General features: G+C 39.3%; 21 protein-coding genes. 13 read left to right on the top strand and 8 right to left on the bottom strand.

Features of this window, described 5'->3' with window-relative positions; translation table 11 throughout:
• Positions 1-8: 8 nt before the first annotated feature.
• The 4 genes from menH to nhaB all read right to left on the bottom strand — a co-directional run bounded on the left by menH (position 9) and on the right by nhaB (position 5,180).
• Positions 9-740: a 2-succinyl-6-hydroxy-2,4-cyclohexadiene-1-carboxylate synthase gene (gene menH, locus A3EO_RS0102405; RefSeq protein WP_018345839.1), complete on the bottom strand. Its 732-nt coding sequence runs from the start codon at positions 738-740 to the stop codon at positions 9-11.
• Entirely contained in the window at positions 740-3,001 is a 2,262-nt protein-coding gene (locus A3EO_RS0102410) for an ATP-binding protein (protein ID WP_018345840.1), read from the bottom strand. The genes menH and A3EO_RS0102410 overlap by 1 nt, the downstream gene beginning before the upstream one ends.
• Before the next feature lie 71 nt (positions 3,002-3,072).
• On the bottom strand, positions 3,073-3,612 hold the full coding sequence (gene dsbB, locus A3EO_RS0102415) for a disulfide bond formation protein DsbB (RefSeq protein ID WP_018345841.1): 540 nt from the start codon (positions 3,610-3,612) through the stop codon (positions 3,073-3,075).
• Between the two features lie 11 nt (positions 3,613-3,623).
• Entirely contained in the window at positions 3,624-5,180 is a 1,557-nt protein-coding gene (gene nhaB / locus A3EO_RS0102420) for a sodium/proton antiporter NhaB (protein WP_018345842.1), read from the bottom strand.
• 232 nt (positions 5,181-5,412) lie between these two features.
• Between nhaB and fadR the strand changes: the two genes are divergently transcribed.
• Both fadR and gapA read left to right on the top strand, forming a co-directional pair.
• Entirely contained in the window at positions 5,413-6,138 is a 726-nt protein-coding gene (fadR, locus tag A3EO_RS0102425; RefSeq protein WP_018345843.1) for a fatty acid metabolism transcriptional regulator FadR, read from the top strand.
• Positions 6,139-6,314: 176 nt separating this feature from the next.
• Positions 6,315-7,310 carry a glyceraldehyde-3-phosphate dehydrogenase gene (gene gapA / locus A3EO_RS0102430; RefSeq protein WP_018345844.1) on the top strand — a complete coding sequence of 332 codons (996 nt, stop codon included), beginning with the start codon at positions 6,315-6,317 and terminating at the stop codon, positions 7,308-7,310.
• 217 nt (positions 7,311-7,527) lie between these two features.
• Here gapA and plsB read toward each other — a convergent pair whose 3' ends face one another.
• Positions 7,528-9,951, bottom strand: coding sequence for a glycerol-3-phosphate 1-O-acyltransferase PlsB (plsB, locus tag A3EO_RS0102435; RefSeq protein ID WP_018345845.1), 2,424 nt, complete (start codon positions 9,949-9,951; stop codon positions 7,528-7,530).
• Positions 9,952-10,141: 190 nt separating this feature from the next.
• On the opposite strand from plsB, the gene lexA reads away from it, so the two are divergent.
• The 10 genes from lexA to manA all read left to right on the top strand — a co-directional run bounded on the left by lexA (position 10,142) and on the right by manA (position 19,256).
• Positions 10,142-10,777 carry a transcriptional repressor LexA gene (lexA, locus tag A3EO_RS0102440; RefSeq protein ID WP_026210956.1) on the top strand — a complete coding sequence of 212 codons (636 nt, stop codon included), beginning with the start codon at positions 10,142-10,144 and terminating at the stop codon, positions 10,775-10,777.
• A 370-nt stretch (positions 10,778-11,147) separates the two neighbouring features.
• The gene (frdA, locus tag A3EO_RS0102445; protein WP_026210957.1) at positions 11,148-12,938 is read left to right on the top strand and encodes a fumarate reductase (quinol) flavoprotein subunit; all 1,791 of its coding nucleotides are present in this window, start codon (positions 11,148-11,150) and stop codon (positions 12,936-12,938) included.
• Positions 12,938-13,711, top strand: coding sequence for a succinate dehydrogenase/fumarate reductase iron-sulfur subunit (locus tag A3EO_RS0102450; RefSeq protein ID WP_018345847.1), 774 nt, complete (start codon positions 12,938-12,940; stop codon positions 13,709-13,711). The genes frdA and A3EO_RS0102450 overlap by 1 nt, the downstream gene beginning before the upstream one ends.
• 12 nt (positions 13,712-13,723) lie before the next feature.
• Positions 13,724-14,119, top strand: a complete 396-nt coding sequence (gene frdC, locus A3EO_RS0102455; RefSeq protein WP_013745578.1) for a fumarate reductase subunit FrdC — start codon at positions 13,724-13,726, stop codon at positions 14,117-14,119.
• 10 nt (positions 14,120-14,129) lie between these two features.
• Complete coding sequence (frdD, locus tag A3EO_RS0102460) at positions 14,130-14,474, top strand: fumarate reductase subunit FrdD (RefSeq protein ID WP_013745577.1); 345 nt, start codon at positions 14,130-14,132, stop codon at positions 14,472-14,474.
• Between the two features lie 310 nt (positions 14,475-14,784).
• Positions 14,785-15,783 carry a PTS mannose transporter subunit IIAB gene (manX, locus tag A3EO_RS0102465; protein WP_018345848.1) on the top strand — a complete coding sequence of 333 codons (999 nt, stop codon included), beginning with the start codon at positions 14,785-14,787 and terminating at the stop codon, positions 15,781-15,783.
• A gap of 22 nt (positions 15,784-15,805) precedes the next feature.
• The gene (locus A3EO_RS0102470) at positions 15,806-16,609 is read left to right on the top strand and encodes a PTS mannose/fructose/sorbose transporter subunit IIC (protein WP_018345849.1); all 804 of its coding nucleotides are present in this window, start codon (positions 15,806-15,808) and stop codon (positions 16,607-16,609) included.
• A 14-nt stretch (positions 16,610-16,623) separates the two neighbouring features.
• Positions 16,624-17,460 (top strand): PTS mannose transporter subunit IID, encoded by an 837-nt coding sequence (locus A3EO_RS0102475; protein WP_026210958.1) that lies wholly within the window; start codon positions 16,624-16,626, stop codon positions 17,458-17,460.
• Between the two features lie 110 nt (positions 17,461-17,570).
• The gene (locus tag A3EO_RS0102480) at positions 17,571-18,056 is read left to right on the top strand and encodes a YobD family protein (protein WP_018345851.1); all 486 of its coding nucleotides are present in this window, start codon (positions 17,571-17,573) and stop codon (positions 18,054-18,056) included.
• A gap of 3 nt (positions 18,057-18,059) precedes the next feature.
• On the top strand, positions 18,060-19,256 hold the full coding sequence (gene manA / locus A3EO_RS0102485; RefSeq protein WP_018345852.1) for a mannose-6-phosphate isomerase, class I: 1,197 nt from the start codon (positions 18,060-18,062) through the stop codon (positions 19,254-19,256).
• Between the two features lie 62 nt (positions 19,257-19,318).
• Here the strand turns inward: manA and A3EO_RS0102490 are convergent, their stop codons facing one another.
• Both A3EO_RS0102490 and A3EO_RS0102495 read right to left on the bottom strand, forming a co-directional pair.
• Entirely contained in the window at positions 19,319-20,518 is a 1,200-nt protein-coding gene (locus A3EO_RS0102490; protein WP_018345853.1) for a low temperature requirement protein A, read from the bottom strand.
• 3 nt (positions 20,519-20,521) lie between these two features.
• On the bottom strand, positions 20,522-20,881 hold the full coding sequence (locus A3EO_RS0102495; protein ID WP_018345854.1) for a winged helix-turn-helix transcriptional regulator: 360 nt from the start codon (positions 20,879-20,881) through the stop codon (positions 20,522-20,524).
• A 240-nt stretch (positions 20,882-21,121) separates the two neighbouring features.
• On the opposite strand from A3EO_RS0102495, the gene A3EO_RS0102500 reads away from it, so the two are divergent.
• Entirely contained in the window at positions 21,122-21,352 is a 231-nt protein-coding gene (locus tag A3EO_RS0102500; protein WP_013745565.1) for a DUF896 domain-containing protein, read from the top strand.
• Between the two features lie 71 nt (positions 21,353-21,423).
• Here A3EO_RS0102500 and A3EO_RS13045 read toward each other — a convergent pair.
• A partial coding sequence (locus tag A3EO_RS13045; RefSeq protein WP_018345855.1) for an IS1595 family transposase occupies positions 21,424-21,677 on the bottom strand: 254 nt, incomplete at its 5' end.

Consider the following 21,677-nt stretch of genomic DNA (forward strand, 5'->3'; position numbering starts at 1 on the left):
TTCCTTTTTTATTGATCGAATAGGGTGGTTAAACAATCGGCAAATGCTGCCGGTTGATGAATATGCGCATTATGCCCAACTTTAGCAATTAATGTTAGGTTTAATTGGTGTTTTTCAGCCAACAGTTTAAATTTTTGATCGTTTTCTCCACAAATATAGTGAAATTTCTGTGGCTGTGCTTGAATTTGTTGCCAAAGGTGAGGTTGTTTGGCTAATGAGGTTGCACTTAGCATTTTTGCCAAATCGCTGCCGTTATTATGTTTGCGAATTGAAATTAACTGTTGGCGTTGCAACGTGGTTAAATCTGAAAAGACGGCTTGTTGATACCAATCTTCAAGCACGGTTTCAATATTTTCCGTTGCAAAGCGTGCTGCCCATTTTGTGTCATTTTGCCAACGTTGCTGCTTTTCCTGTTCGGTATTTAAGCCTAAATTTGCGCCTTCCAAGCAGACTTGCTGTAAATAATGATGGGCAAATTGTGTTTGTGTCGCAAAGTAAGCAGCTAGACGACCGCCCAAGGAGTAACCGATTAAATGGTAAGGCTGATTTCCGATTAGGTGATGAATGGTGTTAGATAACCATTCGGCACATTGAGCAAAGTTCGCAATCTGTTGCCTGTTTTGCCCGTGAAAAGGGAGATCCAAACTGTAGCAATGATAATGGGAAAGTCGTTTAATTACCGCTTGCCAATCATCACTGCTACCGAGAAAACCGTGTAAAAAAATTAAATTTGGTACCATTATTTACGATCCAGCCAGCGCTGCAGAACAGCGACGTGCTGTTGCCAAGATTGCAGCTGCTCAATGCGAGCGGCAAGTTGTGTTTGCCAATCTTCACGATCGCCGTCCTGAATCGCCTTACAAATTTGTTGTAACTGTTTTAATCCGACCGAAGCGGCAGCCCCTTTCATTTTGTGTGCAGTTTCAGTAAGTTGTAATTTTTGCTGCGGATCACTCAAATAGCGTTGATACTCTTGCATAAGTTGCTGTAGATATTCCGGCATTGTAGCAACAAAAAGTTTTAAATTATTTTGAATTGCCTGTTTGCCAAGAATTTCATAAAGCTCATCAAGAATGGACAAATCAAGTTGAGGCCACTGTTTATCCTGTGCGGAAGGGATAATTTCTACTTCGTGGAAGTTTTCCTGTTTTTCTTTGTCAGAGGAATTTTCCGGTTGTAGATTAAATAGTTGCAATAAACATTTATTTAAAGCATCGAGCGACAACGGTTTTTGTAACACATCGTCCATTCCGTGTTTCAGATAATCTTGTTTATTGGAAACGACATTTGCCGTTAATGCGACCAGAGGCGGTAAATAATCGAATTTTTCATCTTCATATTGCTGATGTAGATAATCGGCAATTTCAAAACCGGTCATATCAGGCAGATGAATATCAAGGAAAACCAGATCATATTGATTGTTCTCAATTTTATGAATCGCTTCTTTGCCGTTCATTGCAATATCTACCTGATAACCCAATTTTTCGAGGACAGATTTAGCAACAATAATGTTGATTTCGATATCTTCAACCAGTAATACCGATAAATTTTGCAGTTCCGGAATAGAGGTGATTTCCGGTAATTTATGCGCCTGTTCGGCTTTAAAGGTAAAGGTGAAAGTTGAACCTTTGCCCAACTCACTGACAACCGTGAGATCACCGTTCATTAATTTAGCGATACGTTTGGAAATTGACAGACCGATACCGCTACCAAGTGCTTTTTGATTGGCAGTACGAACCTGATAATACATTGCAAAGATCTTCTTCAATTCAGATTGCGGAATGCCGATGCCGGTATCGGTAAGCGCAAAGCTGTAAGTATTTTGATCCAAGCGTGAAAAACGTAATGTCAGACCGCCGGAAGGGGTAAATTTCACGGCATTATTAATTAAATTCCAGAGAATTTGCGAAACACGTGCATAGTCCAATAACAATAAATTCGGCAAATTTTGATCATATTCCAGTTTAAAACTGAGATTTTTCTGATTGGTCATAAAAGTTGCAAAATTATCAATATCGCTTAATAGACGCATAACGTCGGTTTCTTTTTTATAAAGTTGAATTCGGCGAGTGTCTAGTTTTTCTAAGTCAATGATATCGCTAAAAATATGCCCGAGTGAAACCGCACTTACATTGATGGTATGCAGATAATTACGCTGTTCTTCATTTAATTGGCTATCCAACAGAATGCGACTCAAACCGATAATGCCATTAAGTGGTGTACGCAATTCGTGACTTATGGTTGCCATCAGGGTGGATTTATCACGACTCGCCTTTTCAATCGTTTCCTGATAGCGTTTATGTTCTGTAATATCTCGACCGAACCCCAATAAACAGTGTTGCTTGTTAATGCGATCATAATAAGGCACTTTGCGAATTTCAAAACAGGCGAGTTTCCCATTCGGATATTTGAACCACTGTTCGTAAGTCATTCCATAATTATTATCCAGAACGGCTTGATCGGTTGCACGTACATATTTGGCAATATCGCCGGAAAATGTCTGTTCAATTTCCAACGTTTTTAACTCTGTTTCGCTCTTGCCTGTCAATAATTCCATTGCCCGATTGCATTCCAGCAATTGTCCATTTTCAGCACGGGAGAAAACCAAATCGGGAGAGGCATCAATAAAAGAACGCAAGAAATCCGCTTTTTGTTGTAAGGCGATTTGTGCTTTGTTTTTCGCTGTGATTTCCTGTTCCAACAAGGCTAATGTATTGGATAATTCTTGATTCGATTCGTGCAAATGTTGGCGAGAAAGTTCCAGTTTTTCCACAATCACATTAAAAAAATAGATCACAAAAGGGGCGGAAATTAAACCGAATGTAATTGAGCGAACAATATCCATCCAATCGATCGTGCCGATGATGAAAATACTTAATAGAATTTGCACACAAAGTGCAAATACCGCAAGGATAGCTATGCCGAAAATAGAAAAACGTACACGTCCGAGCCGAATAACCCAATCAATATATTTTTGCAGTGAATGACGAATATCAACCATATCTTTAACCTGTATATTAAAAGCAAGAAAAAAAGGATAAATATCAAATAATTATCCTTTTTTGTTCAAATTTATCTGAATAATTGACGTTGACGAGAAAAATGGTGGCGTTTGAATTGAGATAATGCCACGATTAGCCAAATAACGATATAGATAATAAATACGGCGATTAACCATTGTGGCATTGTATAGCCAAGGAATTTCCAAGTAATATCGCTACAAGAGCCGCTAGCTTGGAAAATTTGTGGAAACCATTGATCCAACGGCAACGTATGCGGAAAATCAGGTTTGAATTCGCACTGTTTCCAAGGTGCGGGATTGAATTGATAATCGACGTGTTCGATAGCGATCATCAATCCTTTAACTGCCCCCCATAAACCGACAACAATACCGAGAAGTCGACAAACCAATACAGACGGATAAATGGCACCAATTAATGCACCTATAATAATTGCAAATAATGCAACGCGTTCATAAATACACATTACACAAGGATGTAACCCCAGACCGTACTGAAAATAGAGTGCTGCACCTTCCAGTGCAACACCTGATAACGCCATAATAAACCAAGCTGTTCGAGTCAAAGACCAAGATTTGAAGAGTGCGAACATTATTTATCCTTCTAGTGAACTGGTGGAATATGTGGCGCCGGGATTAATTCCCATTGTGTAAATAATGAAGCAAGTTCAGGCAAGAAAAATTCTACTCCGATAAGCCCCACAATAGACAACACGATAGTATAAGGTAACGCCATTAGCACCATTCTACCATAAGATAAACGGATTAATGGGGCAAATGATGAAGTTAATAAGAATAAGAATGCTGCCTGACCGTTCGGCGTTGCCACTGAAGGTAAGTTGGTTCCGGTATTGATAGCAACAGCGATAGATTCAAATTGTGTTAATGAAATTTTGCCGGCTTCTAATGCAGCTTTTGCTTCATTAATGTAAACCGTACCGACGAATACGTTATCGGAAATAGATGAAAGCAATCCATTGAAGATATAGAACAACATAAGTTGTGAGCTTTCACTGGCACTTAATACGAATTGAATGATGCCACCGAAAAGGTGTTGATCGATAATTACCGCAACAACGGTGAAGAACACTACCAACAAAGCAGTAAAAGGTAATGATTCCTGAAAGGCGCGCCCAATTGTATGTTCATCGGTAACGCCGCAAAGAGAGGTTGCTAAAATAATAATGGTTAAGCCGATTAAGCCAACGGCAGCAAGGTGAAATGCCAAACCGATAATTAACCAAACAGCAATAATTGCCTGAACGATTAATTTTAGACGATCATTGTTGGTCATTTTTTCACTTTGGCTGCGATCTAAAATAGCCAACACTAACCAGACACGGCGCGGTAAATGTGCACCATATCCGAATAATTTAAATTTCTCTAATGCAAGGCAGGTTAATAAACCGCAAAGAAGAACTGGAAGGGTAACTGGAGCCATACGGAAGAAGAATTCACTAAAATTCCAGCCAGCTTGTTCAGCGATAATTAAATTCTGTGGTTCGCCTACCATTGTCATTACACCACCTAAAGCAGTACCGACACTAGCGTGCATCATTAAACTACGTAAAAATGCACGAAACTCTTCCAATGTATTTTTTGCGTTGGTGATTTTATCGTCATTGGTAATATCGGTGGAATCATCAAACTTATTACCGGAGGCGACTTTGTGATAAACCCCATAGAACCCCATACAGACGCTGATAACTACGGCGACAACGGTAAGTGCATCAAGAAAAGCGGATAAAAATGCGGAACTCATACAGAAAGCTAAGGAAAGAACAAGTTTGGAGCGAATAGCAAGAAGAAGTTTAGTAAATAGAAACAGTAACAATTGTTTCATAAAATAGATACCGGCAACCATAAACATCAATAACATAATAACTTCAAAGTTAGCCATAATTTCGTGCTTAATATGTTCCGGTGTAGTCATTCCTATAATTACGGCCTCTAATGCTAGTAAACCACCTGGTTGTAAGGGATAACATTTTAATGCCATTGCGAGCGTAAAGATAAACTCAGCAACTAAGATCCAACCTGCGGTAAAAGGATCAATGTAAAAAACAATCGGATTTATCAATAAAAAACCGATAATAAGTAATTTATACCAATTTGGGCTTTTCCCTAAAAAGTTTTGCATACCAGCTTGCAAATACGCCATAACGTCATCTCCATAGACTGTAAGTTTTTTTGATCAAAGAATATTGAATTTTTTCAATGTACAACGAGCAAGATTGTAATACAATCTTGCAAGTTCATTCATCCGATATTCATTTTATTTGTGAAGGATCAAAAATTTTCACTATTTCGTCTCTTTTAGGTATGTGGCTGTAATAAAAGCGTTGGAAAATAAGCCAAAGTAAAAGATATGAAAACAGACAAAGGAATAATTAATGGCAACACAGAACGATGTCATCAAAGCACAGAGTCCTGCCGGCTTGGCGGAAGAGTATATCATTCGTAGTATTTGGAATAACCACTTTCCACCGGGAACTGATTTACCGGCAGAAAGAGAACTGGCAGATAAAATCGGAGTAACCAGAACAACATTACGTGAAGTGCTACAGCGTTTAGCGCGAGACGGTTGGTTAAGTATTCAGCACGGTAAACCAACGAGAGTAAATAATATTTGGGAAACTTCAGGATTGAATATTTTGGAGGCTTTAATTAAGTTGGACGGCACACGAGTACCGACGATCATTGCCAATATTTTATCGGCAAGAACCAATATTTCCGCTATTTATATCTGTAAAGCATTTCGCATTGCGAAAGAAGAATCTTTGGAAGTGTTTAAACCGTTGGCAACATTAAAAGATAACGCTGAAGATTACACCACATTTGATTATGAATTGTTTAGAAAATTGGCGTTTGCCTCAAAAAATCCGGTGTATGGGCTGATTTTAAACAGTTTAAAGAGTTTATATGAGCGCGTCGGGCGATTCTATTTTTCTAATCCGACAGGACGGGCGTTAGCGTTAAAATTTTATCATCAGTTGCATAAAATTTGCCAAAGCGGTGAATTGGATCAGGTTCGTCCTTGCATTCGACAATATGGGATTGAAAGTGGTCTGATTTGGTCATCAATGCAGCAACATTTACCCGAAGACTTTAATGAATAAAATTTGATGTAGATCACAAAAAAGTGATGTGTTATCTTTCATCCGCGGGTTAGCGGATTTTCGTTAAAAACAAGTTTATGTTATAATTCGCCCAGCTTGAACACGGGGTATTGGTGATGTTAATAGTCTGTGTTTAAATTCGATTTTGTTTAACATTAAATATAGGTAAAAATACTATGGCAATTAAAATTGGTATTAATGGTTTTGGTCGTATCGGCCGTATCGTTTTCCGTGCTGCACAACATCGTGATGATATCGAAGTTGTTGGTATCAACGACTTAATCGATGTTGATTATATGGCTTATATGTTGAAATATGATTCAACACACGGTCGTTTTGACGGTACAGTTGAAGTTAAAGACGGTCATTTAGTAGTAAACGGTAAAACTATCCGCGTTACTGCAGAACGTGATCCTGCTAACTTAAAATGGAACGAAATCGGTGTTGATGTTGTTGTTGAAGCAACCGGCTTATTCTTAACAGATGAAAAAGCACGTAAACACATTGAAGCTGGTGCGAAAAAAGTTGTTATGACTGGTCCTTCAAAAGACAGCACTCCAATGTTCGTAAACGGTGTTAACTTCGATAGCTATGCAGGTCAAGATATCGTTTCAAATGCATCTTGTACAACAAACTGCTTGGCACCAATTGCTAAAGTATTAAATGACAAATGGGGTATCAAAGACGGTTTAATGACTACCGTTCACGCAACTACAGCAACTCAAAAAACTGTTGATGGTCCTTCAATGAAAGACTGGCGCGGCGGTCGTGGTGCTTCTCAAAACATCATCCCATCTTCAACTGGTGCGGCAAAAGCGGTAGGTAAAGTAATCCCAGCATTAAACGGTAAATTAACCGGTATGGCATTCCGTGTTCCTACTCCAAACGTATCTGTTGTTGACTTAACAGTAAACTTAGAAAAACCAGCAACTTACGCAGAAATCTGTGCAGAAATGAAACGTGCTTCTGAAGAAGAATTAAAAGGCGTTTTAGGCTATACAGAAGATGATGTTGTTTCAACAGACTTCAACGGCTGTGCATTAACTTCTATCTTCGATGCGAAAGCAGGTATTCAATTAACAGATACTTACGTTAAAGTTGTTTCTTGGTATGACAACGAAACAGGTTACTCTAACAAAGTTCTTGATTTAGTGGCTCATATCTCTAAATAATTAGATTCCATATATATTCCTCAACAATTAAAAACCGCCGAATGGCGGTTTTTTTATGCTTATTATTTTTATGTTTATTATTTTGTTGAGTGGATTCTTCATTTAAAAATGAGAGATCTTGAGTTTAAGGCTAGAAAATTAAATTGGGGAAATGAATGCAGAATGAGAATATAAAAAATCAGCCTACATAAGTAGGCTGATCTAATTATAACAACGACTATTTTTCGATAGCACCTTGAATAGTAATATCAATTTCGAGAGAAATTATTTTGTGTAAAATGGAAAGTAATTGATCCAATTTTTCATTATTAACATTACCTTCTGCATCGAAATAACCATTCTGTTTTAAGCCATTAATAAAAGCAGAAAATACCGCTTTATCAAAGAATTCAGGCGCATTAATACCGTGCAACACAGATAAACGCTGTGCAATAGATTGACTTTCTTTTTCCAATTCGGCTCTAGCTTTATTAGGTTCAGCTTTAAGCAGGCTTAATGTAATAAAGTAACGTTGTAAAATTTCACGTACACCAGCGGCTAGAAGCTGTAATGAACGTCCACGTTTTTTATTAATGGTCAAAATGTTTTCGTGGTGTTTTAATATTTCCTGTCGGCATAATTCATCAATAATCGACAATAAATATTGTTGTAACCGTTCTTCAGGAATATTTAAGAAAAGTTCATTTGCCAAGAATGGATAGAATTTTTTCACGGCATCCAACACAAGATTTAATTCTATTGCTTCGTGATGTAATACTAAGCTGGCAATAAATGAAGGCAACACAAATAAATGCTGAATATTATTACGATAATAGGTCATTAAAACAGCGGAGTTACGTTCTAGTCGGACTATTTCACCGAAATTATCTTTTTCGATTAAAATGCCGACACGATCTAAATTTAAAACGTGTTGTAATATAGTTTCACCGTTTTCGTTAGGCAAAATAATATCATCATCGTAACAAGTATTACGTAATAATTGTAAGCAGGAATCAATCTGTTCAATTAATAACTCTTTGGATAACGCACGTTGACGTGAAGAGAGTAAGATCGAAACCGTTAAATTCATCGCATTCACAGCAGCGGCACGATTAATATTTACCATCACTTGATTGGAAACACGGGAAACTGCTTCATTAAACCATTCCGGACGATTTTTATCATCTGCATTATGATTGCGCCAATCCGGATAATGCTGATTTAAATAATTATTGAGTGTAATCGGCTCGGCAAAATTCACATAACCTTTACCGAGATTGCGTAATTTCTTGATAACGCGTAATACCAATCCGGCATTTTCTTTCTCTTTTGCCGCACCGCGCAGTTCTTTAGCATAAGTATCAACTTCCAGCACGTGCTCATAACCGATATAAACCGGCACAATTGAGATAGGGCGTGTTTGTTGACCGCTTTGCAAGGCTTGTAATGTCATTGACATCATCCCGGTTTTCGGTGCTAATAAACGACCGGTACGGGAGCGTCCACCTTCAATAAAAAATTCAACGGAATAACCACGATGGAACAATTCCGCGAGATATTCTCTAAAAATAGTGGAGTAAAGACGATTACCTTTGAATGTACGGCGAATAAAAAATGCCCCCCAGCTGCGGAATATTGATCCGACAGGCCAGAAGTTCAAATTAATGCCGGCAGCGATATGCGGTGGTACTAAACCTTGATGATAAAGGACATAGGAAAGCAATAAATAGTCGATATGGCTACGATGGCAAGGAACATAAACAATTTCGTGCCCCTCTAAAGCCAGTTTTCGTACACGATCTGCGTGTTCAACATTAATGCCTTGGTAAAGGCGATTCCATAGCCAACGCAAGAAGCGATCAGCCACACGTAGACTGCTGTAATTAAAGTTGGAAGCGATTTCCTGTAGAATTTTTTCCGCCTCTTGACGCGCCTTTTCCGGTGAAATTTTCTTATTTTCCGCTTCGTCTGCAATGGCATTCATAATATTTTCATTGCTTAGTAATTTAGCAAACATCGCAGAACGGTTTAATAGACGCGGACCGGTAGCGGAAATGCGTTGCTTCGAAAAGTGGATACGAGCGACACGAGCCAATTTTTGTGCCATTTTTTGATCGGATCCGAAATTATTCACCATATAGCGCAAAGAAACTGCTTGTGAAAAACGCACAAAATTATCACGCCCAAACCATAAAATAGTTGCAAATTTTTCAATACCGTTGAGTAAACGTAATTTCGGTAAACCAGATTTATCTTCGTAACCGGGTGAACGTCCCCAAAGTACAGAAACCGGAATTAATTGCACATCCAGATCAGGCAAATTGCGGTGCTGTTCTAGATATTGAGAAAAAATTTGTTCTGTTTCTTTTTTTACTGTTTTTGATTTAAAGAAACGACGTCCCTCATCGAGAAAAACATAGCGAGGCAATTGTTTTCTATTAATTTCATTCATCTCTAATGGATCAGGCAAACCTAAAGAAAGACAGTTTTTCTGAAAAATAAGTAAGTCGGTTTGAGAAGTGTAGGGAAGCACATAAATTAGGGGTTCATTAATATTGAGATGTAATTCTTCGATTGGATTATTGGGAATTGAATTACTCTTGACCAAAATAGATAGCGGCAAGCTTAATAATTTTCGATAAAAATTAAGAAAAAAAGCCATTTTAATTCCTTTATTTTGATTTTTAATAAAAAACGGCGTAAGTGTAGCATAAATTTATGATTAAAAGTGAGCGTCAGATCAAGCAATGCATAAAAGAACGGCGCTTGATAAATTATCTTTGCAATCCGAGAGAGGCTGTATATAATGACAGGTAATACTGTATAAAAGCACAGAGAATAGGATTATGGCGATAAAAAGTAATAAAGCACTGACGGCACGTCAACAACAGGTTTTTGATTTCGTAAAACAGCATTTGGAACAGACAGGAATGCCACCGACTCGCGCGGAAATTGCCAAACAGCTCGGTTTTCGTTCCGCCAATGCTGCAGAAGAGCATTTAAAGGCGTTAGCCAGAAAAGGCGTGATTGAAATTGTGTCCGGCACTTCACGCGGAATAAGGTTAATTGGTGAAGTGGAAGTGGCAAACGATGAACAGGATGGGTTGCCGTTGGTTGGTCGGGTTGCTGCCGGAGAACCAATTTTGGCGGAAGAACATATCGAAGCGATGTATCAAGTAGATGTGAATATGTTTAAACCGAAAGCGGATTTTTTGCTGAAAGTACAGGGAATGTCGATGAAAGATATTGGTATTTTAGACGGTGATCTATTAGCTGTGCACAGTACAAAAGATGTGAGAAATGGGCAAGTGGTGGTTGCGCGTATCGGTGATAATGTAACAGTAAAACGTTTTGAGCGTAAAGGAAATATGCTTTATTTGCATCCGGAAAATAGTGAACTTTCTCCAATTGTAGTCGATCTTAGCCAAGAAAATGTAGAAATCGAGGGAATTGCAGTCGGTATTATTCGTAATAATGCTTGGATGTAGATAGAGAGATAGACGAAAAAAAGAGTTAGGCGACAGATCAAAATTGTCGCCTTTTTCTATTTTGTTAATTTCTCGTGCTATAAAAGATTTATTATTTCAAAAATGTTAATTTTTTGTGTTTTGTTGGTCGAATAAATTTTCAGAAAATAAAATCCTGCCTATTTTTCATTTTGTTTAAATCTTGTTCTAACAACAGTTTCTTTGTATACCCCATAATTGTTGTTCAGCCACATAACTTTTTTGAGGTAGATCACGAAACTGACTTTTTTTATTAAAAATCTGTAAAAAAATAATTACCTACCGGGCAAATAATGGCACAATAATGGCACTTTTTACTTCTATTCTAAATAACGTAACCTTGGAGGATATCGTGCAGACTGTTAATGTCGATATTGCAATTGTTGGTGCCGGTGGTGGTGGCTTGCGTTCAGCAATCGCAGCTGCAGAAGCAAACCCTAACCTTAAAATTGCTCTAATTTCAAAAGTTTATCCAATGCGTAGTCATACTGTTGCTGCTGAAGGTGGTGCCGCCGCAGTAATTAAAGATGAAGACTCATATGATAAACACTTTCATGACACTGTTGCCGGTGGTGACTGGCTTTGTGAACAGGATGTGGTGGAGTATTTCGTAGAACATTCTCCAATTGAAATGACACAGTTGGAACGTTGGGGATGTCCTTGGAGCCGTCGTCCGGATGGTGATGTGAACGTACGTCGTTTCGGTGGTATGAAAATCGAAAGAACTTGGTTCGCAGCGGATAAAACAGGTTTCCATTTGCTTCATACTTTATTCCAAACTTCTATCCAATTCCCTCAAATTCAGCGTTTCGATGAACACTTTGTGCTTGATATTCTTGTTGATGACGGTCACGCACGTGGTGTCGTTGCAATGAATATGATGGAAGGCACAATGGTTCAAATCAATGCCAATGCTGTCATTATTGCAACCGGAGGTGGTTGCCGTGCGTTCCGCTTCAATACTAACGGCGGTATCGTAACAGGTGATGGTCTTTCTATGGCGTATCGTCACGGCGTGCCGTTACGTGATATGGAATTCGTTCAATATCACCCTACCGGATTACCGAATACCGGTATTTTGATGACAGAAGGTTGCCGTGGTGAAGGCGGTATCTTAGTGAATAAAGATGGCTATCGTTATTTGCAGGATTATGGTCTAGGACCTGAAACTCCAATCGGAAAACCTCAAAATAAATATATGGAACTTGGTCCTCGTGATAAAGTTTCACAAGCGTTCTGGCAAGAGTTGCAAAAAGGCAACACCTTGAAGACTGCAAAAGGTGTTGATGTAGTTCATCTTGATTTAAGACATCTTGGTGAAAAATACTTACACGAACGTCTACCGTTTATTTGTGAATTGGCACAAGCGTATGAAGGTGTTGATCCGGTTAAATCCCCAATTCCTGTACGTCCGGTTGTTCACTATACAATGGGTGGTATTGAAGTTGATCCTCAATGTGAAACCCGTATTAAAGGTTTATTTGCGGTAGGTGAATGTGCTTCTTCCGGTTTACACGGTGCTAACCGTTTAGGTTCTAACTCACTTGCTGAATTGCTTGTATTAGGACGTGTTGCCGGTGAACAAGCTGCTCAACGTGCAGTTGAAGCAAAACCAGCAAATCAATCTGTCATTGATGCACAAGCACAGGATGTGATTAAACGTCTTGATGCGTTGTTGGATCAGGAAGGTACTGAATCTTGGTCTGCAATTCGTGATGAAATGGGTAACTCTATGGAAGAGGGTTGCGGTATTTATCGTACACAAGACAGTATGCAAAAAACTGTAGATAAAATCCAAGAGTTGAAAGAACGTTATAAACGTATCCGTGTTGCTGACCGTTCAAGCGTCTATAACACTGACGTGCTTTATACCATTGAATTGGGTTATATCCTTGATGTAGCACAATCCATCGCTTGTTCGGCACTTGACCGTAAAGAATCTCGTGGGGCGCACCAACGCTTAGACTATACTGAACGTGATGATGTGAATTACTTGAAACATACACTTGCATTCTATAAAGAAGGTGGAGTACCGACTATTGAATACAGTGATGTGAAGATTACTAAATCGCAACCAGCAAAACGTGTTTACGGTGCGGAAGCAGAAGCCGCAGAAAAAGCAGCAAAAGAAGGGGCAAAATAATGGCGAACGCATTACAAACAATGACGGTTGAAATTCTACGTTATAATCCGGAAGTAGATAACGAACCGCATTTAAAATCTTATCAGGTTCCATATGATAGCCAAACCTCATTACTTGATGCGTTAGGTTATATTAAAGATAAACTTGATCCGGATCTTTCTTATCGTTGGTCTTGCCGTATGGCGATCTGTGGTTCTTGTGGGATGATGGTAAATGGTCGTCCTAGCTTAGCGTGTAAGACTTTCTTGCGTGATTTTAGTGGTCATATGCGTATTGAACCGTTAGCGAATTTCCCAATTGAACGTGACCTTGTTGTTGATTTAAGCCACTTTATCGAAAGTCTTGAATCAATCAAGCCATATATCATTGGCAACAAAGCACCGGAATTGAAGAATGTACCACAATCTTCTTCAGAATTGGCGAAGTCAAGAACAAAACAAACTCCGGCAGAGTTGGAAAAATATCGTACATTCTCAATGTGTATCAACTGTGGTTTATGCTATGCAGCGTGTCCGCAATTCGGCTTGAATCCTGAATTCGTTGGCCCGGGTGCAATTACATTGGCTCACCGTTATAACTTAGATAACCGTGACCACGGTAAAGAAGAACGTATGAAGATCCTTAACGGTAAAAATGGGGTTTGGAGTTGTACTTTCGTTGGTTACTGTTCAGAAGTGTGTCCAAAACACGTTGGTCCTGCTTCAGCGGTTAACCAAGGTAAAATTGAAAGTGCGAAAGACTACGTTTTTGCAATGTTAAAAATGCAAAAATAAGGAGAGGGTAGAATGACAACAGTAGCAACAAGTAAACGCAAAAAATATGTGCGTGAAGTCAAAGCGACTTGGTGGAAAAAGTTAGATTTTTACAAATTCTACGTCTTGCGTGAAAGTACATCAGTACCAACCATTTGGTTCTGTTTAGAATTATTCTATGGTTTGACTTGCTTAGGCAACGGTACTTTCGATAGTAATTTTGTGAACTTCTTACAAAATCCGGTGGTAGTTATTCTGAATATTATTACTCTTGGTGCAGTGTTACTTAACACATTCACATTCTTTAATATGGCACCACAAATGATGAATATCATTGTGAATAATGAACGTATTAATGTGAAAATGGTTACCAAGGTTTTCTGGGCAATTACCTTAGTAGTAAGTATTATTGCTTTAATTTTAGTATAGGAAACAGAAAATGAACAAAGAAACTCCAAAACGTTCAAACGAACCTGTCGTTTGGTTACTGTTCGGTGCAGGTGGCGCAATCAGTGCGGTATTTTTCCCTGTATTAGTCCTCATTTTAGGTTTTCTACTCCCATTTGGATTAGTGTCACCGGACAATATCATTGCATTTGCTCATACTTGGATTGGTAAATTGGCAATTCTCGTATTGTTAATTTTCCCAACTTGGTGTGGTATTCACCGTATCCATTTAGGATTGCACGATTTTAAAGTACATATCCCTGCAAGCGGTGTAATTTTCTACGGATTAGCAGTACTTTATTCCGTATTGACTATTTTTGCAGTGATTTCACTATAATCAACATTGAGTAAAAATCTCCTGTTCCGCAAGGACAGGAGATTTTTTTATGCCTTAAAAAAATTTATTTTGATATTTATTTTATCAAATAAAATAAATTCACTTCACAACTGTGAAACATTATTTTTACATCTAAAGTTAAAAAAATGATATTACGCAAAAGTCTATGAAATAACGCGATAATTTCTAATCTTTTTCTCAATTTTGTGATCTGTGTTATATCTCTTTTAGCAAAATTTATTTAAAATTGCCGCCGTTTTTTACTCTATTTGAAATTTTATCTATTCATTAAATTAAATAAGGAGCTCCTATGAGTATTGCTATTATCATAGCAACGCATGGTGTCGCAGCTGAGCAATTACTTCGTACAACAGAGATGTTGATCGGAGAACAAGAAAATGTCGCTTTTATTGAATTTGTTCCGGGGGAAAACCAAGAAACGATTATTGGTAAGTATCAGGATAAATTGGCGAATGAACTTTCCGGTTGTGATCAAGTGTTATTCCTAGTTGATACTTGGGGTGGCAGTCCGTTCAATGCAGCAAACCGTGTTGCGGACGGCAAAGACAATATGGAAGTAGTAACCGGTGTTAACGTGCCGATGTTGGTGGAAACCTTTATGGCGCGTGATGATGATTCTTCTTTAGAAGAGTTGGCAGAAATTGCTTTAGAAACAGGTCGTGGTGGTGTTCGCGCATTAAAATTGGAACAAAAACCACAGCAGGAAAGCAAACCTGAACCGGCTCCGGCAGCAGCAGATCCGGCTCAACCTCAGCCGGCAGCGCCTCAAGCGCAAGTTGCAACAGCCGGTAAACATATGGCAATCGGCCTTGCGCGTATTGATGACCGTTTAATTCACGGCCAAGTGGCAACACGTTGGACAAAAGAGAGCAAAGTGAATCGTATTATCGTGGTCAATGATGAAGTTGATAAAGACGATGTGCGTAAAACAATGTTGAAACAGGCTGCACCTCCGGGAGTGAGCGCACACGTTGTTAATGTGGCGAAAATGGTGCGTGTTTATAATAACCCTGAATATAACGATGATCGTGTGATGTTGTTATTCACTAATCCAACCGATGCCCTCTTTTTGGTTGAGTCAGGTTTGGATATTAAATCAGTCAATATCGGTGGTATGGCTTATCGTGAAGGCAAAAAACAGATCACCAGTGCCGTTTCAGTAGATGATAAAGATATTGCTGCATTTAAAAAGTTGGCTGAATTAAATGTTGAACTTGATGTGCGTAAAGTATCGAATGATCGCAAAGAAGATATGATCGATTTATTGAAAAAGAGCAACCTTATTTAACACTTAACTGAAGGAAAATATTATGGAACTTTCTAGTATTCAAATTATTTTGATCTTCATCATATCCTGTATTTCAGGGATGGGATCGATCTTGGATGAGTTTCAAACTCACCGTCCGTTAATCGCTTGTACCTTAATCGGTCTGGTTTTAGGTGATGTGAAAACAGGGATTATCGTTGGTGGTTCATTGGAATTATTGGCATTAGGTTGGATGAATATTGGTGCAGCACTTGCACCGGATGCCGCTTTAGCCTCCGTTGTATCTACCATTTTGGTTATCGTTGGCGGTCAAGAAATTACCACCGGGATTGCGATTGCGATTCCGCTTGCGGCAGCAGGTCAGGTATTAACTTATGTGGTGCGTGCGATTACCGTCGGTTTCCAACACCTTGCAGATAAATCCGTAAAAGACGGTAACTTAAACCGTTTAGACTGGGTACACTGCAGTGCATTGCTTCTACAAGCGATGCGTATTGCTATTCCGGCATTGATCGTGGCATTGACAGCCGGTACAGACACTGTTCAATCTTTATTAAGTGCGATTCCGCCGGTGGTGACAACCGGATTAAAAATCGCCGGTGGTATTATCGCCGTGGTCGGTTATGCAATGGTTATCAATATGATGCGTGCCGGTCACTTAATGCCGTTCTTCTATGCCGGTTTCGTGGTAGCAGCGTTCACAGACTTCAACTTAGTGGCACTTGGTGTACTTGGTACAATTATGGCAATTCTTTATATCCAACTTCACCCTAAATACAATCAAAGTAAGCAAGTGGTGCAAGTAGTATCAAGCGGTAATGACGATCTTGACAACAGATTAGATTAATGGGGAAAGCAGAGATGACAACTGAAACTAAAAAAGTAACCCAAAGCGATTTAAATAAAGTCGTACTTCGTTCAAACCTTTTCCAAGGATCTTGGAACTTTGAACGTATGCAAGCGTTAGGTTTTGCATTTTCAATGGTGCCGGTGATTAAACGTTTATATCCGGATCCAAATTCACAAGAGCGCAAAGATGCAATCAAACGCCATTTGGAATTCTTTAATACACAACCGTTCGTAGCCGCACCGGTATTGGGTGTTACTATTGCGATGGAAGAAGAACGTGCTAACGGTAAACCGATCGAAGACTCCGCAATCAACGGGATTAAAGTCGGTTTAATGGGACCATTGGCAGGTGTGGGTGACCCAATCTATTGGGGAACTGCTCGTCCGGTATTTGCCGCATTAGGGGCAGGTTTGGCATTAAGCGGCAGCATTTTAGGGCCATTGCTTTTCTTCGTATTATTTAACCTTGTGCGTTTAGCAACACGTTACTATGGCGTAACTTACGGCTATAAAAAAGGTTTGGATGTGGTTAAAGATATGAGCGGCGGTTTATTGCAAAAATTAACCGAAGGGGCTTCTATACTCGGTCTGTTTATTATGGGAGCGTTGGTACAGAAATGGACAACCATCAATGTGCCGCTTGTTGTTTCCACCATTACCAAACAGGATGGCACAGTTGAAGTTACCACCGTGCAATCCATCCTCGACAGCTTAATGCCGGGATTATTACCGTTGCTGTTTACCTTTGCCTGTATGTGGCTATTGCGTAACCGTGTCAATGCACTTTGGATCATTATCGGTATTTTCATTATCGGTATTATCGGGGCAGCAACCGGAATTTTAGGCTAATTGATAAAGGTGGGCAGTTGTCCACCTTATCACTATTCGGCGGAAGTGGGCTTTGCCCACTTTCTGTTTAAATAAATAATAAATTTCTGTTAGAACGGATAGAAATAGCTATGTTGATTAACGCCATATTATTCACTTTGATTATTCTCTACTTTCTGTTTGCCATTTATGATCAATTCTTAATGGAGAAACGTTACGGCAAAACGGCACTGAAAATACGGCTTCTACGCAAACAGAAAATTGAAGGGGTGGTAATGTTGGGGCTGATTTGGTTAGCTGTTTATCAAGCAGTGCCACAAGGGCTTGAACAAATGACAATTTACTTATTAGTAATGTTGTCAATTTTATTGATTTATCACTTTTTTGTGCGTTATCCAGTATTTTTACTAAAACAAGATGGCTTTTTTTTAAATAATATTTATATTCCCTATCAACATATTAATGCGATAAATATCAGTGAAAATGGCTTTTTACAAATCGTGTTAAAAAATCATAAAGCGTTGCCGGTCTATATTGAGAATGTTGATGACATTGCCGCTGTTTTACAGTTTTTAGCGCAAAGCGGCAGAATTACCCAGCCGATTGGAGGAAAATAAATTATGTTTTATCGCCTAAACGGAAAGGCACAACACTATATTTGGGGTGGAAAAACCTTTATTCCGCAATTATTACAACAACAGCCGGATCAACAAATTTATGCAGAATGGTGGCTCGGTACGCATCCAAGTGCCGTTTCCAGTATCGAAGTGAACGGACAACAACAAGGGCTTGATCATTATATTGCTGCACATCCGGCGGTGTTAGGTGAAAAATCGCAACAGCAATTCGGTGATAGATTGCCTTATCTCTTGAAGATATTGGATGTGGTCAAACCTTTGTCTATTCAGCTGCACCCAACCAAAAAAGAGGCGGAACAAGGTTTTGCACGTGAAAATGCACAAGGCATTGATCTGAAAGATCCGAAACGCAGTTATAAAGATGACAACCATAAACCGGAAATGATGATTGCGTTATCTGATTTTTGGTTATTACACGGCTTCAAAAGCAAAAGTGCGATTTTAAAGACCCTGTATGCACGACCGTCTTTGGTGGTTTTAGCGGAAAAATTGGAACAACAATCTTTAAAAGATTTTTATGCAGAGGTAATGCAGTCCTCACAAACGCAATTAGCACAATGGCTATTGCCGATTATTCAGCATAATCAAGTGGCATATCGAAATAATGAATTAACTTTGGATAATCCAGATTATTGGCTGTTATATGCTTTGGAAGCGATGGAAATTTCCGTAGGTAAACTGGATGCCGGCTTGTTAAGTTTCTACTTAATGAACATTGTTTATCTGAAAAAAGGGGAAGGCATTTTCCAAGATGCCGGTATTCCGCACGCCTATTTACGCGGACAGAATATCGAATTAATGGCGAGTTCCGATAATGTGATTCGAGGTGGTTTAACGCCGAAATATGTTGATATTCCGGAACTGTTAAAAATTGTCGATTGCACAGAAATTGTGCCAAAGGTGATTGCAGCGGTCAACAAAGAGAATGGTTACTACACTTATCAAACGCCAAGCCGAGATTTTGCGTTAAGCAATATTAACTTTGCTGCCGATTATCAATGCAACTTGAAGTCGGAAAGTGCAGAAATTTTGTTGGTAATGCAAGGTGAAATCAGCTTACACAATGCGCAGCAACAACTTACCTTAACGCAAGGTCAATCTGCTTTTATTGACGCAAACACCGCTTATAGCATCTCAGGGCTAAGTAGCGGTTATGCCATTATCGCGAAATTGCCTTAAAGACTAGAAATAATGCGTGAAGCAAACTCACGCATTATTGATAATTTGGTTTGGCGTTGGAATTATTGATCGCCTTTTTGATGGATTAAAATCATCACCACCGGTGCGATCACGGTGAACCAGATTGCCCACACCAGATCCAGACCACAATAAACGGCGGCAATGGCGAGGAATGTCGCCATAATACCTAACCAGTAACCAATCAAATTATAGTGCCGTTGTTCGCTTAAGCGGCGGCGAATAAAGGTGAGTGAGGTTAAATAAACGGCGATTGCGGTGGTTAAGGTTGCCATCGCAAACAGTGGCGATACAGAGTGTTCAGCGGCAGTGGTGCTGTTTAATTGCGTAACGGTATCCGCCACCAATTCCAATGCCGAACCGACAGCGGCTAAGGCGATAAAGACAAAATAATGACCATAGCCGAAGAAAAACGCCGCTTTGAACGTGCGCCGTTGTTCTAATAATTGTGCAAACGGCATTTTAAAATAGAGCCACCAAAGCGAGAACATAATGGCAGAGATGCCTAAACCGAGCGGCAAGGCTTCGGTCAGCAATGAAATTTCGCTACGCAATAATGGTGTGATGGCGTTGGTAATGCCGAGCAAGCCTTCACCAAGCAGAATAATCGCCAATAAGCCATAACGTTCCGCAATGTGATGCGGATGCCAACTGGTTGCCTCTTTTCGTTCTGCCCACAAAGGCACGGAGAGTTCAATCAGCATCATTAATGGCAGCAGATAATAGGCATAATCGGTTAAGACGAACACGACAATCGCCCATAAAATTTGGGTGATAATCAAACCGTAGCCGTAACGCAGGCAGGTTGCTTTTCGGTCTGAATCATTCTTTGCCGCTCTGAACCACTGATAGGCTTGCGCTAAACGCATAATCACAAAGCCCCATAACATATTTTTCATTGAACCGTTATGAAACACTTCATTAATACTCACGGCTAAAATCAATGCCCCGAACATTTGCACCATAGTCACGATACGATAGGCAGTATCATCGGTATCGTAGGCGGAGGCAAACCAAGTGAAATTCATCCACGCCCACCACACGGTGAAGAAGCAAAAAGAGAAAGTTGCCACCCCTTGCAGTAGGTGATGGGCGGCGAGTGCGTGATGCAAACCGCTTGCCGTGGCAGCGATAGCGATCACAAATACCAGATCAAAATATAACTCTAACGGCGTGGCGACACGGTGATGTTGTTGATGGTCGCGCGCCACCATTGGTTTTGTAGCAAGATAACGTTTTATCATAAATTAATTTTCCTGTTGATGGCGTTGTTGGCAGGTTTTTTCATATTTGTTTCCCCATTTGTGCATCGCCTTAATCACTGGCAATAGGGTTTGTCCAAATTCTGTCAGTGAATATTCCACTTTCGGCGGAATTTCCGGATAAACCTCACGATGCAAAATGCCGTCATGTTCCATTTCTCTCAGTTGCAATGTCAGCATTCGCTGCGTGATATTCGGGATCAATCGGCGCAATTCATTGAAACGTTGCGTCCCTTGGAAAAGGTGATACAGAATAATCACTTTCCATTTGCCACCGATAATCTCCAGAGTGGTATTTACCGGGCATTGTTGATGTTCGGTAATATTTTTGTCTGTCGCTTGCATTGTTTCCTCTGCTTGTCTGAAAAAAAACGGCGTTATTATAGCGAAAAAATTTTATAAAAAAAGTCTATTTATTTTTCATATTAATTTTAAAAATAACAGTTTTGTTTTTATAACTATATGAAAATTAAGAAATTATTTTAATTTAAAGGTATAAAAAATGTGCGTACTTACGAAAAATAAATTAAGTTTGTATAATGTACCACATAAATTCAAGGGATGAAATGATAAAGGAGGGTAATAATGCAAATTTCAGAATTGGATAGAATTAATCAGTTGGCACATAAAGCAAAAAATGAAGGTTTAACTACGGATGAAATTGCGGAAAGAGCAATGTTGCGTCAACGCTATTTAGCGAAAATCCGAGGTCAATTAACCAATATTTTGGCAACAGTTACGGTGGTAGATAGCGAAGGTAATGATATTACGCCACAGAAATTACGTTTAGCGCAACGCAACGGAATGATGATTTAAACAGAGAATGAAAGAACAAAGGATAGCAAAATGAGAAAAGTTAAAAATATTGGGGCTGAAGTAGATTAGCGTTAAATCTGACACCATTTCCGCAGGATTTTGAGCTGTTGAGATGGTGTCCCATAGTTGAAACGAAACTCACATTCTTTCAAAAAAAGAGGGAAAGATTTTCGATCAATTCCATTATACTTTCTTAGCACACGCTTTGCTTGATTCCAAAAATTCTCTATCCCATTAATGTGATTTCGCCGCTCAGCAAAATGAGTACTGTGGTTAATTCTATAGTGCGTAAACTCACTAACATCTAGCACATCATAGCTATGAT

The sequence above is a fragment of the Gallibacterium anatis DSM 16844 = F 149 genome (genome assembly GCF_000379785.1).
GTDB classification, from domain to species: domain Bacteria; phylum Pseudomonadota; class Gammaproteobacteria; order Enterobacterales; family Pasteurellaceae; genus Gallibacterium; species Gallibacterium anatis.